At 52.9% G+C, this 18,442-nt stretch carries 4 protein-coding genes; all 4 read left to right on the top strand.

What is annotated here, in order from left to right; genetic code table 11:
- Position 1: 1 nt before the first annotated feature.
- The 4 genes from ACGF7G_RS05890 to ACGF7G_RS05875 are packed head-to-tail and all read left to right on the top strand — an operon-like array spanning position 2 to position 18,251.
- Complete coding sequence (locus ACGF7G_RS05890; protein WP_166295693.1) at positions 2–3,322, top strand: AMP-binding protein; 3,321 nt, start codon at positions 2–4, stop codon at positions 3,320–3,322.
- Positions 3,319–9,867, top strand: a complete 6,549-nt coding sequence (locus ACGF7G_RS05885) for a beta-ketoacyl synthase N-terminal-like domain-containing protein (protein WP_387464168.1) — start codon at positions 3,319–3,321, stop codon at positions 9,865–9,867. Before ACGF7G_RS05890 ends, ACGF7G_RS05885 begins: the two co-directional genes overlap by 4 nt.
- On the top strand, positions 9,860–13,021 hold the full coding sequence (locus ACGF7G_RS05880; RefSeq protein WP_387464166.1) for a serine hydrolase: 3,162 nt from the start codon (positions 9,860–9,862) through the stop codon (positions 13,019–13,021). Before ACGF7G_RS05885 ends, ACGF7G_RS05880 begins: the two co-directional genes overlap by 8 nt.
- Complete coding sequence (locus tag ACGF7G_RS05875) at positions 13,011–18,251, top strand: amino acid adenylation domain-containing protein (RefSeq protein WP_387464164.1); 5,241 nt, start codon at positions 13,011–13,013, stop codon at positions 18,249–18,251. The genes ACGF7G_RS05880 and ACGF7G_RS05875 overlap by 11 nt, the downstream gene beginning before the upstream one ends.
- Positions 18,252–18,442: the final 191 nt, after the last annotated feature.

Genomic DNA, 18,442 nt, shown 5'->3' with positions numbered 1-18,442 from the left:
TATGACGCAGTCCAACTCTACCAACTATATTGAAGAATTGCTGCAAATGACGCCGCAAGCGAACGGGTTGCTGTTTCATGCATTAAAAGATGGAAATAGCGCCTATCACATCGGCGTGGCAATCAGCCTGAAAGTTGACGTCAGTGAAGAAGAGATTCTTGATGTATGGTGCCAGATACAGCAGTCACAGCCTGCTCTGCGATCGGTTTTTATCTGGAAAGGGATTCGTGTTCCCCATCAGGTCATATACGCATTGCCGCGAATCCCGATTGAATATGTCCGCGTTGATCCGGCTGACCCGCTGCCGTCGAGAAAACAACGCTGCCTTGATTGGCTGGCTCAGTCGAAAACGACGCCGTTTGAGTTGGACACAGAAGTGTTCCGGATCGTTTGCTTCCACGATGTTCCTGCGGGAACCGTAAGCATCACCTTCTCTTTTCACCATATTCTGATGGATGGCTGGAGTAGCTCGCTGCTGATTTCCCTTTGGCTACAGGGATTGCGTAAACAAAAGATCGTCTCTCTGACCTCACGACTGTATGCGCAACAACTCTGGAAAGGGTTAAGTAAAGACGATCTGGGGCTCAGTCGTGAATACTGGCGAAGTGTTTTTCAACGCCTGCCTGACGGCGAAGCCTCTGCGACGACAAAACTGCTGGTTGAACCACTGTTCCGTTCCTCTGAACATGCCGCGACCAAGCGAAAACCAGGCGAAAAAGTGGTGGTGAACAGCATGTGGGACGAAGAGCGCAAAGCGGCGATAGAGTCGCTTTGTCGCCACGCTGGTGTTACTCCGGCAAGCTTCGTCTATTTGTGTTGGGCACTGGTGCTGACCAAGTTTACCTTCCAAAAAACTGTCGCTTTCGGCTGCACGTTTTCCGGAAGAGGAGCGGCTTTGACGCAAAACACCGATTGCCAACCTTTGGGGCTGTTCATTAATACTGTGCCGTTGATTTTTACGCTCGATGGCAAATGGAACTTAGAGACGGCGTTGCGCGCTGTTTTTCAGGCGCTACAACAGACGCAGAAACATGAAAAAACGCCGCCCCTGGCGATAAGAGAAGAGGCGGGGATACGTGACGAACTCTATGACTCTATCGTCGTCTTCGATAACTATCCCATCGATGCCACGTTACAGGACACCGGTTATGGTGCGTTTCTGACGGATTTACACAGCGAAGAGACGACGCATTTCGGTCTGACTCTGACAGTTTCTGGCGTGGAACGATGGCAAGTCGGGTTAAGTGCGGGAGAGGCTTTTGAAGGTGATCCTGACGCGGTAAAAACGGTGTTTAACGCTTTTGAATCTTTGGCGGCGGATTGGGTTAAGGGTTCCACGGATGTGTTGGTTGAAGATCTGGTTTTAAAACTCAGTCCGGACGGCGCAGAGGGACTCTCTCTGGTGATGGGGGAGCAAAATGCGCAAATGCCGGATATCAATGCATTGCTGCTAGGTATTTATCAGCGCCTTAGTGAGTCTCCCCCAGAGATAAGTTTGATCGTCGGACAGCATCGGATCAGCAATCACGCGCTGTTGCAGGGTGTTTGCGCCTTGCAGGAACGGCTACAGGTATCGGGTTTCGTCCCTGGCGACAGAGTGGCTGTCCACCTTGAAAAGGGGCTGTTATCCACTCAGGCGATACTGGCGATACTGTTCAGTGGCGGTAGTTACTTCTATGTAAACCCAAAAGATCCGCTGCCACGCAAAAAAAACCTGTTAGCTTTGGCGGATTGCAGCATTGTCTTATGTGGCGCTTCTCTGAACGGGGAGATCAGCGCTGACATCGGTCGTCACTTGTTGTTGGATGTTGAGGCGGAGATGACATTGCCGCCGTCCTCTGATGAATTGACGCTATGGCGCAACCGGCGGCCTAAAGATGAGTTTTACTTCATTTTCACTTCAGGAACCACCGGCACGCCTAAAGGCATCTCCATCCGTAATGAATCGGTGGCGAACCTGCTGGATTGGTTTGTCAGGGAAACCGGCCTTGCGCCTGCTGACCGGGTGCTCGGGCTGACTGATCTGAATTTCGACCCCAGTGTGGAAGATCTGTTTGGTAGCTTTGTTGTCGGCGCTACCCTGATATATCCATCACCCAATGGATTGTTGGAGCGACAGACGTTCATCGATCTGCTGCGGGATGAGTCAATCACTTTAATCAACTTTATTCCTGGGGCCATCGCACAACTCATTCAAGGTGCGCCATTCTTCCCTGCTATGCGATTGTGGGTATTCGGAGGCGAAGAGTTACCTAAACGGCTCAGGGACGATTTGCTGAAGCAGGGCTACGCCGTCAACAATCACTATGGTCCCAGTGAGACAACTGTGGATTGCCTCAACGCCAAACAGTCTCTTGCCACGGAAATATCCTTAGGCTGGCCAATTCAAAACGTTACCGCCTACTGTGCAGACGTATTCGGCAAGCCATTACCCGCGGGTGTCCGCGGTGAGCTTTGGGTGGGAGGCCGGGCGGTCGCTTATGGCTACGCGACCAATTCGCTTGAATCTAATAAATATTTCGTCAAATACAATGAACAATCTTTTTATCGCACTGGCGACGCGGTCACTTTTTCTCGTGACTCTGGCTTTAAGTACCTGGGGCGGATTGACGATCAGGTGAAGGTGAACGGCGTTCGCATTGAGCCACGTGAACTGGAGCGCACCGTTGAGATGTTAGAGGCGGTTAAAGCCTGTTGTTTGCTGCCGGCGACGGTGTGGGAGGGGAAACGACAATGGCATCTTTTCGTCGATAGCGGTGAACAGCCTGCGATGCTGGGGGCCCGTGTGCGAGAACACATCCGCCAGCATTTTCCTGAGTCGTGGACGCCTGCGCTCATTGTGGTTGTAGACGGTTTTGAACGCACTATTACCGGCAAGGTTGATCGTAAGCGACTACAGGAGTACGCGACCCAACGACTGCAAACGCAAGCTTCCATGAATTATGCGCCGTTGACAGACGCTGTAGAAGCAAAAGTGCAGGCTATCTGGAGCACGGTTCTGGAAAACAAGGTCGTTGCTGCAAACATTAATTTCTTCGATGCAGGTGGCGATTCGATAAAGATAATCGCACTGCAATCCCAGATGCAGCAGGCATTCAACCAGGAGATCGGCGTTGCCGTCTTATTCGAGTACCCAACCATTGCATCCTTCGCAGATTGGATCAAGCAGAGCAATTTGTCTGCCGAAAATGCAGACAACGAAGTCGTTCGATCCGATTCCGGCAAGCAGACATCCCAAGAATCTACTCTCTCGTCGGCCCGGTCAGGTAAAAGCAGACTGGCGGACAGGCGGCGTAAAGTAAGAGGAAGTTTAGTATTATGAAGCGTGAATATACCGGTAATGAAGTGGCTATTATTGGCATTGCTTGCAGATTTCCCAAAAGTCCGGATTGGCGAAGCTTTTGGAACAATCTGTCGGCGGGGCGGGAATTGGTGTCGTTTTTCTCTCGGGAAGAACTTTTGGCCGCTGGCGCGCCGCCCGAGATCATCGACCTTCCCAATTACGTCCCTGCGAAAGCCTCCCTTGAGGATGCCGAATGCTTTGATTATGAATTTTTCGGCTACTCGCAACGGGAAGCGCGGAAAATGGACCCGCAACTCCGGGTGCTGCACGAAGTCAGTTTCAACGCCTTTCTTGACGCGGGATTGTCCCCTGGTGAGTCGATGTTAAACGCCGGTGTTTTTATCGGTTCTACGTTGAATCTGGCGCGACTGGATCAATTCACGGGAGCCAGTCAGGATATCTCGGAAATGTTCGATGTCGGCAACTATAACGACCCGGCTGCGTTCGCTGCACAAATTGCCTATCGCATGAAATTGAATGGACCCGCGGTGCACGTGCAGACTGCCTGCTCGACTTCATTGTCTGCGGTACATCTGGCCTGTAAAGCGCTTCTGGCGGGCGAGTGCGAAATGGCGCTGGCTGGTGGCGCATGCATCACTGACCCGGTGGCGGGGGGCTACTTGTATCAGGATGGTATGATCCTATCGCCCGATGGGCACTGTAAGACGTTTGCCGATGACAGTAAAGGCACGGTGAACGGCAACGGCGTGGGGATAGTGCTGTTAAAGCTTTTGGAAGACGCACTCGCGGACGGCGACCCTATTCACGCGGTTATCGTCGAATCCGGCATGAACAATGACGGTGATAGAAAAGTGAGCTTTGAGGCTCCCAGCATCCAGGGACAGGCGGAGGTCATCTCGCAGGTATATCGGGTAGCGGGTATGCCATTTTCGAGTCTGGGCATGATTGAGGCGCACGGTACCGCTACCATACTTGGCGACCCCATCGAAATTCAGGCGCTGAATAAGGTCGCCCGCGAACTGCTCTCTCCGGACGAACTCAGTCAATTCCGCTGTGCTGTGGGCAGTGTTAAGTCCAACATGGGGCATCTGGATTCCGCCGCCGGTATCGCCGGACTGATAAAGGCGGCCTTGAGCGTCCGCTTTGGTAAAATTCCGCCTTCGTTGCACTTCAATAAACCAAATCCGCATCTGGCGCTGGATAAGACGCCGTTTTGGGTGCCGACTCAAACCGCTGATTGGCCGGCACCTCAGGCGATTCGGCGCGCTGGCGTCAGCTCATTCGGCATAGGTGGAACTAATGTCCATATGTTGCTTGAACAGCCGCCGGAAGCCGTGGGTAAAGACAACGTTCTTTACTTAAAAAGCAATACTGGCTTTGTAGAGAACAAGGAATCCGCGCAGATATTGCCGCTCTCGGCCAAATCCCCTTGGGCGCTGGCGCGATTGGCGGAGGCTTATTCGACCCACCTCAGCGTAGTTAAAGAGGGATCTACTAACCTGGAAGTCATTGCCCGGCAGTTGCAGGAAAACCGGACCGAATACCCTTGTCGTGCTGCCTTTGTCGCTAACAATAGCGACGATTGGAAACGGCAGCTTGATAACTGGACTCTGATGGACGGTGCTTATGAAACAATGACGGCGCTTATTTGGCTATTTCCTGGGCAGGGTACGCAATCGCCGGAAATGGGCCTGCGCCTGGCGGCGGAATATCCGGAGTTCGGCGACATCTATCTTGGTCTGTTGGATAAAGCAGCGGCCTTATTGTCTGTTAATAAAGAGACCTTAATCGAATGCGTTAAGCAGCCTGAACAACTGTCAACCTATTACCTCCAGCCCATTTTATACGCGGCTCAAGTATCGTTAGGCGTTTGGTTGCAGAGGCTTGGCTGTAAGCCCGCAGCTCTGTCCGGGTTTAGCCTAGGAGAATTCGCTGTGGCGGCAATTGCTGGCGTATTCAGCCCTGAGGAGGGGATGGAGTTGGTGGTCGCTCGGGCGCGGCTGATGGACTCCATGCCAAAAGGTGCCGTCTTTGCAGTCAGTGGTAAGAAAGGTTTTGACGGCGACTTTCCGGCAACGCTTTGGCGCATATCGGAACTCAGTCCGGGAACCTGGACGCTGGCTACAGAAGAAGGGATGGCCGCAGACGCAGAAAACTGGTTAACGCAGCAAGGCATTGCTTTCAAGAGAGTGGCAGTGTCCCACGCCTTCCATACCCCTTTGATTGAGCCGGCGGCGAAAGCGTTTGGTGACTTGCTGGAAAACTATAATCTGCAACCGGCACAGTGTGCTGTCTATTCAACCGTTTTGGGACGGAAAATCGAAGCGGATGAGATGCGTGATCCACAATACTGGATCAATCAAATGCTGGCCCCTGTGCAATGGGGTGCCGCCTTAAAGCAAATGGAGCAGGATCATCCTGCGTCACTCTTTGCACAAATAGGCGCTGGTATGGACCTGTTGCAGCACGCACGTAAATGGTTGCGTCTGGATGTGGAAAGGTTGGTTCCAACCTTCGGTGCCGGCGGAGCGGATCACGAGGTGAATGCGACGTTACAGTTTATTGCCAAGATCTGGACGCATGGCGGCGGCATTGAGTGGGTCAGGATTCATCCGCACGCATCTGCTGAATGTTCCATAACACGCCCCATAAAGAAAATGCACTTGCCCGGCCATGCTTTTGAACGTCATATCTGTTTCCAGCAAGAGCGCACTTTTCAACCGGGCGTAAAGGTGGCTCAGACCCTCTCATCTCTGTTTTTCGGCTCGCATTATTATGGATTGGAGTGGGAAAAAGTGAATGCGGCTGTGCCAGAAGGTACAACCAAATCGGAGGACATGCCGGCAACCTGGATAATTTGCCAACAGATCACGGAAAGAGAACTTAGCCTGGCCGGGGTACTGGGGCTGAATAACGGTAAATTGAAATTTATCGAATGTTCGTCCTGGCGGGGCGACTTCGCCAACATTTACACAGAATTGGAAGAGTGGTTGTCGCAACAAGGGCTACAGGCGTCTGCCGCTATGGATGTCATTGTCACCGGATTGCTGGATAATCTGGACGCGCGGCAGGCACAGTTCTGGGCGTTCTGGCTGCCCACTGTTCTGGCGAGATGGAGCGCAGCCCAACACTCTGAATCAAAAAAATCTGCGCCGAAAATGCGGTTGTTCTTTCCTGCGACGGAAATGGTTGCATGGAATGGTGCGGAGACGCTGAATGCAGAAAAAAACCAGCTTCTTGGCTCGTTGCTGATCCTACCGGAAGAGTATCCCAATATTACCGCCCTCTGTGTGGATCTGGAGAGTTCGGATGCGGAGAACGTTGCGCGTGGATTACAACCTTGGATAGATCAGGACGGGTACGGCGGTCAGTTCTACTGTTACCGCCGGGATGGCTTTTGGCAGCGGCGAGTCACTTCGCGCGTGCAAAAACAGGTTTTGACGCACGCTCTGCCGGGCATCAGTCGCAACAGTTGGGTGCTTGTCACCGGTGCCAATGGCGGCATGGGCGCGGCTATCGCTGAACATTTAGCGCAGGTTTATCACTGTAATCTTTTACTGTTGGTGCGGAAGTTTCTGCCGAAAAAACGAGATTGGATGGCGGAGATTGAAAGCAATGGCCCCCACGCGGAGTTGCTGCAATGGGCGCTGAGTCTTGAAGCCAGGGGAAGCAGGGTAGAGTTGTTGCATGCGGATCTGGGCGACGATGAATCTCTAGAGAAAGCTTTTGCGCCGGTATTCCAATTGGCGGCGCAAGGGGTGGGAATTGATTACGTGTTCCATACCGCTGGCCGGGGAGAGGGAGCGATGTTGCAGATGCGTTCTGAGGCGGAATCTGTTGCAACGTTGGCACCTAAGGTGACAGGAACCCGTTTCCTCTGCGATAACCTGGATAGACTTGGCGACCCGGCGCTGTTGTTGTTCTCCAGTCTGGGCAATTTACTGCCTAAGGAAAAGGTTGGGCAGATCGCCTATGTTGCAGCCAACGCCTGTCTGGAAGCTTATGCGGATCAGGTCCGTGGCAAAGGCGGTAAAGCGCTGGCTATTGCCTGGGATGATTGGGCGGAATCAGGTATGGCGACACGCTCCGCGCAACAATTGGATCTTGCGCTCAAGAACCCGGTGAAGGCTGCGACGTCCGGTACTTCAATCTGGCGGCAACCGTTGTATGCCAGGGACGATTGGTGGCTGGACGAGCATCGTATTGATGCGTCAACTGCCGTGATGCCTGCTATGGGAATGGTGGTTCTGGTCCATCGTGCATTGACCGAATTGCGAATTTCGGTAGTGGAAGCGTTCTCATTAGAGGAGGTTACCATTGAGAGACCGCTGGTGGTAGCTGACGACGCGGAGCTTGATATTGCGGTGGTCTTTGCGGACGACTTGGGCACTTTTGAGATATTCTCGGGCAACGGTGAGTTCTCCCGTGAGGCTTGGCTTAAACATGCTGGTGGTAAAATTAAACCCCGCGACGGTCATGTTTCGCTTTCCTCTGAAACCATCCCTTCTCAGCCTGTTCTGAACCTGTTTAGCGCCAGTGACAACATCGGCGTCAGTCCAAAAGGCGTGCTGACATTCGGCTCCCGCTGGCGAAACGTCATCTCGGTTGACCGGACTGCAACCAATGAAGTGGTGAATCTGTTACAGCTTCCAACCGCATACCAGGGCGAAGCAGAGGCATCAGGTCTTCATGTTGCGCTGTTGGATACCGCGACCTTGATCGCTTCTCCGGAGGATGAAGATGTGCAGTTTGCGCCCGCCTCAATCGGTGCGTTCACCCAATTCTCTCCCATGTGTGACAGAGTAAAAAGCCGCGTCCAGATACAGGATCTGGGCACCAACAAGTTGTTGCAGGTGAATATTTATTCGGAAGAGGGCGGTTTGCTGGTAGCGATTAATGATCTGCTGTTGGTTAACGTTTCTTCTGCGTTACAGGATGACAAGGCAGCGCTGGTTCAAGTTGCTGCTGATGATCGGGTGGATACAGCACGGCACACTGTCATGCGCCTGTGTGGAGGAGAAGAAGAAGGAGTGGGTTTCTCTTTTACTTCGCAGCTCGAAGCACGTAAAGAGCCCGGTCCACTGGACGTGGAAATTCAGGTTAAGGCGGTGGGACTTAACTTTAAAGACGTATTGATCGCTCTCGGCGTGTTGCCGGCTCCCGCTGACCCGACCATGACCTTTGGTCAGGAAGCGGCGGGTATTGTCACCCGTGTCGGGCGGGAGGTTAAAGGTGTTCACGTTGGTGACCGCGTGATGTGTGCAGGACATAGCTGTCTGGCTGAACACGTTGTTATGCCGCAACGCGTTGTCGCGCCGATTCCGCAGATGCTTGGTTTTCAACAGGCCGCAGGGGTTCCGGTCGCTTTTACCACCGCTTGGATCGCCTTAAAGCATGCCGCTAATTTGAAAAAGGGTGAACGCATCCTGATTCATTCCGCTGCCAGCGGTGTTGGCATGGCGGCAATGCAGATCGCTCTGTATTTGGGGGCAGAGGTTTGGGTGACTGCGGGCAGCGAAGAGAAGCGCCGGTTGCTTAAAAATATGGGTGCTCAAAGGGGGGCGAATTCCAGAACGCGGGAGTTTGGAGAAGCCTTCCGCAGTGAGCTGGGCGACCGGCCTTTCGATGTGATCCTCAATGCTCTAGCGGGGGAACTGCTGGAAGAAAGTATCTCCTTATTGGCACCACAAGGCCGATTCCTGGAGCTTGGCTTACGGGACATTCTGCAAAACTGGAAATTGGGACTGTCAATTTTTGCGGAGGGCGGCAGCTTCCACGCTGTGCAGGCGGGTGCCGAGCATCCTGCCTATCAGGAAGCCTGGGCTGAGGTGGCGGCGCTGTTGGAAGAGGAAACGCTTAAGCCTTTACCGACAAAGGTTTATCCCGTCAAAGAGATTGCCGACGCATTTCAGTTCATGGCCCAGGGGCGACATATCGGCAAGATTGTTATCGCAATGGAAGAGCGTAACAAAGCGGTCAGCTTTGTTGAAAAATTGCAGAAGGAGGGATTATCTAACCTGGAAGGAACGCAAATAGCCGTGGCTATGGCTGCGATTGTTCATCAAACCAGGTTGCCTTATATCGCTGTTTCCAAACTCCCCATCGGCTCTGTTCTGGAAAAGCAACTGCATACCCAGCAGATGTTGTTCAGTTCCGCTTCAACTCTGGATGTACAGGGAGCGGCCGGTGTATCTGCTGGCGAGTCGCTTAAAGGCGCGAATGCGGACGACTTACTACAGGTGATGCGCACCATGTTGGAAGGATTTCTGGGGATTAACGGTTTGGACGTGGACGTCAGCTTCTTCACCTTGGGCGCAACCTCGCTGGACCTCATTCAGTTCGCCAAAAGATTGGAACAACGATTGGCGCGGGAGATACCGGTGGCATTGTTGTTTAAGGCGGCTTCCTTGCGGGAGTTGAGCAAAGAGCTGGTGCCGTCGCAATCCACGGAAGGCGAACCACAGACGCCGCAACAAGGGCTGGGAGATAAACGCCGCACGTTGCAGGCTCGTCGCAAATTGCGCAGTGCAGTGTCCGGGCAGGAGAGCGAAGTCAATGAGTAACGTTGGATTGATCCGCTTAGGCGTCTTTTTAGTTGTAATCTACCTTGCGCTGGTGGGACGCGCTTTCGCCGACACCATCAGCCTGAAACAAGCCGCTGATCTGGAGCGGGTTATTGGTGACCTGAGCCGTCGTTGGGATGTCGATCAGGTTCCTACTGGGGGAATGAGCGTCGTAGTCGGCGATAAAGTTCGCACGCTGCGACTGGGCAAGGCGGAAGCGGGTGTGTTTGAACTCGCCTCTTGCTCCAAAGCCTTTACCGGATTGCTGATTGCGGTGCTGGAGCGGGAAGGCGTACTCAACCGGCAGGACGTTATTACGCAGTGGATACCGGAGTTGGCGGAGCGCCCGGAAATGGGGTACTCCGCAATTCAGATTAAAAACCTGCTGTTCCATAGCAGCGGCATCGCAGGAGATACTCTCGACCTCCTGCAACCTAACAGTGCTCCTGATGCTTTATCGCAGCTGCCGGCATTGTTGAAGGCGATCCCGCTGGCCTATCCGGTCGGTGCCAGGGAAGAGTACGCCACGCTGAATTACAGCCTGTTGGGTTTGGTGGCTGAACGGGCTACGGGGAAATCGTTTGCGACACTGTTGCGGGAAAAAATCTTTTTGCCTTTGGGAATGAAGGATACGATGGTGGAGGGGGGCGCTGCTGCGCCTGCGCGTGTCCCGGGGTATAAAATCAGCTTTATCTCCGCCCGGCCGTATGACGCGCCCCGTTATTGGCAAAATACGCCGGCAGGTTATGTGCTCAGTACTCCGCAGGATATGGCTATTTGGTTGCAGTTCTTGCTGCACCGGTTGCCGCTGAGTTACGGCGATGGTGATAGCGATAAAAAGTTGTCTGCGTTATACGCGGCGTTGGAGCAGGCGAAACGTCCTTATGGGGGGAATGGCGACGCGGGATACGCCTATGGCTGGGATGTGGAAACCGAAGCAACCACCAGTTGGAGCCACCCAGGGCAGAATCCTGACGCCACAGCTTATATCGCGTTTGACCCGAAGGCCGGCGTGGGCGTTTCCTTATTGGGTAATAGCAACAGCCCCCAAGTGATTCAACTGGGGCAGGCGATATTTGAACACCTGCGCAGTGTCTCGTCGGAAAGCCTGCCGGAGAGTTTCTCCGCTGACATGGGAGACCCGGTTTCCACGGTAGCGGCGGGTATTTTCTGGCTGGGTGGAACGCTGATTTTACTGGTGGTAATGTATAAAAGAGGGAAAAAGGATAAAGGCGGGAGTGATGAGACTGACGCCGACAACGCAAGTGTTCTCGTGAGCCGTGTGGAGAGCGCGATAATACAGGAAAGCTTCGTGCAGTCCGCTGAAAACAGAGGTTGGCGGTCTTTCCTCTGTCAGCTTATCGTGCAGAATGTGGCTCTTGTGTCCGTGCTTGCGATTATCCCTCATCTGTTATTAGGATTGGGCTGGTCAAATCTGCTTGTTTGGGGGCCCTTAAGTCTGCCTGTTGCTGCCATAGGGCTGATCTTCTTCATCAACGCCGTCCTGCTGTTCTTTTTCTTGGTGGTGCAATCCAGCGGCAGATACACAAGCAAGACATTTTCCTCTCTGATGATCGCCAAAGTTGTTGGTCTGACGGTCATTTCCGGACTGCTCAATTCCGCGCTGGTCTTATGCATCATCCAGGCTATCGAAAGTCCGTCGGCGAATTTGCTGTACAGCGCCGTTCTGCTGTTCAACTGCATCTACTTCTATATTTCCGCACGTCGAGCGGCAGAACAACAGATTATGCGCTTTGGGCACTCTTTTGTGCAGGGCTGGAGGATGGAGATCATTCGAAAACTGCTGGCGTCGGATTATAAAAACATTGAGCAATTATCGCCGGGGAAAATACAGTCTGTCATTGGGGAGGATTCGCAAGAGCTGGCTAAAAGCGTCCTGGCTTTCGTTCCTTTCTTCGCCAATTTGTTAACTATCGTCTTTTTGTTCTCCTATCTGATGGTGTTCAAGTCGCCCCTGGCTACCTCTGTGCTGTTGGCCTGCGCATTGCCTATGATCGGGCTCTATTACTATGTTTCCGAACGCGCCAATCGCATCATGCCTCAGGCATTAGGCACCCGTAGCGAGTTTATGGATACCGTGGAGGATTTGCAGAAAGGCTACAAAGGGCTGCGGCGTGAAGCGATAAAACGCAGTTTCTATCGTCATGCACAGGTCGTGTCGGATCGTTTTAAGGCTTTGAGAATTCAGTACGACCGCGGCTTTTTAAATGCGTTTTTTATCGGTGAGTCATTGCTCACGGCGTTACTGGTTGCGGTGGCTTTGGCGTTTCCGCTGTTGATTCCCCGTTTTGACGGCGACGCGTCGAAAGAATATCTGATCATTCTGCTCTACCTCATCGGGCCGCTTAATGCGGTGATGGCGGCCATGCCTGAGCTGATTAGGCTGAAGAGTCTCGTGAATAATATGGTGGCGTTCAGTCAGTCGATGCAGGCCGACTCTCCATCAGAGACGCCATCGCCAATTCAGGACGTGAAGACACTCGAACTGTCTGCTGTACGTTTTCACTACCCGGCTACGACAGGAGAGGGGGAGCGCTTCGGTGTAGGGCCAGTCTCATTGAAGGCGGAAAGGGGGAAAAGCTATTTCCTGACCGGCGGTAATGGCTCTGGTAAGAGTACGCTGGCTATGATTCTGGCGGGCTTGTATGCGCCTGCGCAAGGGACGATAAAGATAAACGGCGAAGCTGTTTCCCAACGTCAATTGCTGGAGCAGACGCAGGCAATCTTCAGCGACAATTGGTTACTTAAACGGGTTTATGACCCTGCTTTATTGCAGTCGCGGGAAGTTGTCAATCAGAATATAGCGTCGTTGGGGCTTGCCCAAAAAGCGACTCTTTTGTGTGACGGCGCTTTCGACAACATCAAGTTGTCAACAGGCCAACGCAAGCGTCTTTCTTTGGCCATGCTGTTGGCCGATCCCAGCCCTCTGGTGGTTCTGGACGAATGGGCTGCTGATCAGGATCCTCGCTCCAAAGCCAGATTTTATCAGGAATGGCTTCCTATGTTGAAAGCCCAGGGACGCATCGTTTTTGTCGTGACCCATGATGACGAATATTTTTCGGAGGCTGACGCCCTGATCACCATGAAAAACGGTCAACTTATTGAGTTAAAGGAAAAGAGTTATGCTTACTAAGCCGTTGTTGCAGTCGCTGTCTGATGAAGATCTTGGACGGATGGATTTTCAAGTTGAAATACGGGGGCATCGGGTAGCGTTGGGTGAAGTTGAAGCGTTCCTGATGAAGCATCCGGCCGTATACGACGCAGTTGTGCTGGCGCAGGGTGAGAGCGAGGAAGAGAAGCATTTGGTCGGTTTTGTCATTGCCTCGGAGCGGGCCTTGCAGCGTCAGTCCCGGGACGGCGTGAAAGAGAGCATTCAACGGTTTATTGAAGGTGTAGCGCCAGATTACATGAGACCCGTCGCCATCGTTATTGTCAGCGACTTTCCTTTATCCGTCAGCGGTAACATTGACCGCAAAGCCTTTCCGGTCGTTGCCTCCGGGGAATTCACCGAACAGGATTTTGAGCCGCCGGAAAATGCGTTGGAACAAACCCTGGTTGAGGTATGGAGCGAGCTGCTCGGCGTTAAAAATATCAGCAGGAATTCACATTTCTTTAACTTGGGCGGCCACTCTCTGCTTACTGTAAAAATGATGCTGGCTCTGCGTCGCCGTGGATTCATTGTGGATGCGCACACGCTGTACCAGCATCCTGTATTATCCGAGTTGGCGACGCAGTTGCGGGCGTACGACCCACTGAGGGCTGGATCCGAAATAATGCGGCGCTCTACGGCGGAAGCGTCTCACTGGGCGCAGCTCACCCAAACGGAAATCGACGCTCTGGCTGCCGTCATTCCCGGCGGTCTCGCCAATATTAAAGATATTTGTCCCTTGGGGCCGTTGCAGCAGGGAATGATCTATCACTATCTAACGAATTTGGCGGGAGATCCCTATGTGCTCTGGCAAGTTGCCCGTTTCCGTAACGCAGACTTATTGCACGCTTATATCGACGCCTTGCGCCGCACTATTGCCCGTTACGACGCGTTTCGCGTCAGCATCCATTACGAAGGGCTTTCCCAGCCGGTCCAAGTGGTTTGGCGGGAAGCAGAATTAACAGCGCAAGAGCTGAGACCCGCGACGGATTGCGACGATCCGCTGGCCGCATTGAAACAATATTGCGACCCCGCTATGCAGCGTTTCGATATTGCCAAGGCACCTTTACAGCGTTGCTTTTATTGCTATGACGCGAAACGGGATGAGTGGGTGTTGCTTCACTTGCTCCACCACATGGCAGTGGATCATGTGACGGTAGAAAAAATGCTACAGGAAATAGAAGCACAACTGCTTTCAGAACCGCTTGAACCGACTTCGCCCATTTCGTTCAGGCAGGAGAGGGAGGGGCTTTTCAACGCAATTGGTGCAGAAGAGCAAAAAGCATTCTTCGACACTATGTTGCGGGATTATGAGCCGGCTCCAGCGCCTTTTGGCGCAGATGAATATTTGGGAGGCGACGCTGTGGTGGTGGAAGCCTGGCGGCCATTGCAGGAACATTTGTGCGATCAAATACGTCAACAGGCTAAAGCGCACGGCGTCAGCGTCGCTGCGGTTTTTCATCTGGCCTGGGCCAGGTTAATCGCTTGCCTGACTGGGCGCGACGACGTTGTCTTCGGCACGGTCTTGCTGGGGCGCATGTTTGCGGGCATGGGTTCCGAAAATGCAATGGGGCAGTTCATCAACACACTGCCGATTCGGGTGCGTTTGGATAACCTTCCTGTACTTGAATGTCTCTGGGGTGTTCAGGATACCCTGATGCAGTTGGTCAAACATGAACAAGCTCCATTGGCGCTGGCGCAGAAATCGGCACAAACGCAGGGAACGACGCCTCTGTTCACCTCATTGCTGAATTATCGCCACAGTGAGATGCGGAACGTCCCTTCGCAAGACCCATTTCAGGCTGTGAATCCTTCCTCCATGGATGGACTCAGTTATTCCGGAATTATGGAGCGGACCAGTTATCCGATTTCTATCAATGTCGATGATTTCGCCAAAGACTTTGTCGTCAATGCGCAGGTTGAACAGGGCCTTGATCCTGAGCTGATTTGTGACTACTTCCAGACGACGTTGCAGGAAATCGTCGCTGCGCTGGAAAGTGCGCCGGAAAGAGGAATTGGTCGGATTAACGCGTTGCCGGCACAGGAAAAAGACAAACTAGTGCGGCAATGGAACCAAACTGAGTCTGACTTTCCGCAACAGACTTGCCTTCATACCTTGATTGAGGAGCAGGCGCAACGGACGCCGGACGCTATTGCCGTTGTGTTTGAAAATGAGGCGTTGAGCTATGCGCAATTGAACCAAAAAGCGAACCAACTGGCCCGGTTTCTAAGAGCGGATCTGGACGTTGGCCCGGATACGCTGGTGGGAGTCTGCATGGAGCGCAGCATAGAAATGGTGGTTGCGTTGCTGGCCGTGCTGAAAGCCGGGGGAGCTTATGTGCCTCTTGATCCTCACTATCCCGGCGATAGGCTTGATTACATGCTGCGTGATGCCGCTCCCCGGGCCTTGCTGTCTCATGGTGAGGTGCCGGCTGCGGTGCGCGCGCTGTTGGTTGAATACGCCACGGGCGCTGGTGCTAACGTAATCGACCTGAATGAGGATGCACCGAAATGGTCCGGACGAGACGTCGGCAATCTGCTGCTGGCGGAAAGAGGGCTGACTTCCTCCCATCTGGCGTATGTTATCTATACCTCTGGATCAACAGGGCGGCCGAAAGGCGTTATGAATGAGCACCGTGGTGTCGTCAATCGTCTGGTGTGGATGCAAAAGGCGTATCAACTGAGTGCGGATGACGCTGTTCTGCAAAAAACGCCTTTCAGTTTCGATGTGTCCGTTTGGGAATTTTTCTGGCCGCTGATGTACGGTTCCCGTTTGGTAGTGGCGAAGCCCGAAGGACATAAAGACCCCGCCTATCTGAGTGCTTTGATCCGGAAGCATCGGATAACCACCTTGCATTTCGTGCCGTCGATGCTGTCCGTCTTTTTGGATCAGGCTTCGCCAGAAGTTGGCGCTTGTCTGCAACGGGTGTTTTGCAGCGGCGAGGCGTTGCCGGCACGCAGCGTGCATCGGTTTCGGGAGCGGTTCGCCAATGTTGAATTACACAACCTGTATGGGCCGACCGAGGCGGCGATTGACGTAACCGCCTGGAATTGCGGTCTTGCCAAGACGGGAGGGGTGATCCCGATAGGTCGGCCTATTGATAACATCCAGCTCTATATTCTCGACGCTTATAGCCAGCCGTGCCCGGTTGGCGTAGCGGGCGAGCTTCATATCGCTGGGGTGGGCGTGGCGCGCGGGTATCTGAACCAACCCGAACTGACAGCGGAAAAGTTCATCAAAGATCCCTTTAATCCAGTGTTAGGACACGTCATGTACCGGACCGGCGATCTAGCTCGGTATCTGCCTGGCGGCAACATTGAATATCTGGGGCGTAATGATTTCCAGGTCAAGTTACGCGGCTTCCGCATTGAGTTGGGCGAAGTGGAAGCGGCGTTGTTATCACACGACAGTGTGAAAGAGTGTGTGGCGCTGGTACGTGAGGATATTCCGGGGGATGCCCGTTTGGTTGCCTATGTAATGTCGGTCGCCGACTATGCTGATAGGTGCCTAGAGGAGCTGAATCAAGCACTGAGAGCACATTTACAGGTACGTTTACCCATGTTTATGATGCCGTCCAACATCCTTTGGCTGGATGCGTTTCCTCTTACCGCTAACGGCAAACTGGATCGCAAAGCGTTGCCGTCTCCTACTGATGCGTCAATAGCGCAAACGACGACGGCGCAGCCTCCCCGCAACGGGACGGAAGCCAGATTGGCTAAACTGTGGGCTGAGTTGCTCAATACGAATGCGATTGGGCGTCAATCCCACTTTTTTGAAGCTGGCGGGCATTCATTGCTGGCTGTTGCGCTAATGATGCGGATACAGCAGACGTTCAGCGTATCATTGTCTCTGGGCGTGATCGTAAGGCATTTGGATCTGGCATCGCAAGCCGGGCTCATCGATGCTGAAATAGCAAGGGGAAGCGAGAAACGGAAGCCTGAATTTGCGCACTCACCAGAGCAAACCGGGGCGGTGCCTGTGGATTGGATTCGGGCGTTACCGACGCAGAAAGCTATATACAAAGCGGTAAAACTTAATCCTCAAGACTTGAGTAACAACAGCTTTATCGCTTTGTCGTTTGATGGTGAAGACGAACCTGATCTTAAACAGCTGCGCAACCTGATGCAGTCGGTATTTTCCCGTCATGAAAGCCTCAGTGCGCAATTCATTCTTGCAGACAGTGAACTTTATTTGCAGCCTGCCAGACGTTTCGTATTCCGACTGGAGAAACGTCAAAGTCTGGGCTCTCTGGAAGAAGACCTGCGCGATTTTATTCGTCCATTTTCGCTGGAGGACGGCATGAATGTCCGCGGACGGTGGGTGGTCGATGAACGGCGTCCACTTTTGCTGTTGGATTTTTCTCATGCTTGCATTGATGGTTCTGGTTTGATGCAAATACTTAACGAGTTGGCTGCTGAAAGCGATGAAGCTCCCTTGGGCACCAGTTTGGCGACCTATTCTCAGCTTTTCTATAGCAGGGGATTTGCGACTCTGCGGCAAGAACACGCGGATTTCTGGCGAGCACAGTTGCAGGGTTGGTCACCTCCTGTTCATGTGGAAGACACCCAACTGGTCACACGTACTTGTCTCATTACCCTGGATGCTAGACGTAAAGTGCAGGTTGAAGCGCTCACGTCACGATTGAAGATCACGGTTCCTGAATTCTTCATGGCGGTATTTTTGCTGTTTAAAACTCGTTTGGATAATCAACCAGATCAACTTACCTCCATGATATTTCATGGCCGGGACCGGTTGGAACAGCAGGAGGTTATCGCTCCGCTGATGGCGGTTTTGCCCGTGCGGGTAAGGTTGCGGAGTGAGGTGGCGCAGCAGGGGACACTGTGCGATATAAATAACTTAGAGATAGTGAGTGCAGCGGTGCGCGAAGCCTGCCGAAATTACCTGTTTGACGCTGAAGAATTAGCGGCGCTATATCCGGAGCTTTCCAAGAGGGCGCTGTCGCCCACGGCCTTTTTCGGTTACTTCCAAAAAGCGGGTTTTGACGGTTGTATCGCTGGCGCGTCCTGTCAGCAATTGGAGCTCCTCAACGTTTCAGGCGAACAATCGCACTGGAACCTGACATGTGAAGTTGCTGAACATGCTGCTGGTTTTGATGTACATCTGGAAGCTCTCTCGTTCAATGTGGGAAGCGATATAAGGGATTGGGAAGCACTGTTTAACTCGATTTTGCAAAGTGCGTTAAGTGTTGGGTGATATGAAAACTTTGGCTGTTATAAAAAGTAAAGTAGGAAGGCGCGGAAATGCTCGCTAATGATCCCATTGCAATAAATGCAAGAAAACAAGCACTAAAAGATTATGCCCGTCAACAACTGGATGCGGAATATCAGGGGTGTCCCTTTTTTGTGATGGCACCACCGGCGTCGGACACAGCGGTAGTCACTGCG

Origin of the sequence: Photorhabdus sp. RM323S (assembly GCF_042879375.1) — a bacterium.
Lineage (GTDB): Bacteria > Pseudomonadota > Gammaproteobacteria > Enterobacterales > Enterobacteriaceae > Photorhabdus > Photorhabdus tasmaniensis.
This window is presented reverse-complemented; position numbering and strand designations above follow the sequence as displayed.

Bases quoted from the DNA above. Each gene is read 5' to 3' on its own strand.
- ACGF7G_RS05875 (WP_387464164.1), top strand. From the start codon at position 13,011: ATGCTTACTAAGCCGTTGTTGCAGTCGCTGTCTGATGAAGATCTTGGA.
- ACGF7G_RS05880 (WP_387464166.1), top strand. From the start codon at position 9,860: ATGAGTAACGTTGGATTGATCCGCTTAGGCGTCTTTTTAGTTGTAATC.
- ACGF7G_RS05890 (WP_166295693.1), top strand. From the start codon at position 2: ATGACGCAGTCCAACTCTACCAACTATATTGAAGAATTGCTGCAAATG.
- ACGF7G_RS05885 (WP_387464168.1), top strand. From the start codon at position 3,319: ATGAAGCGTGAATATACCGGTAATGAAGTGGCTATTATTGGCATTGCT.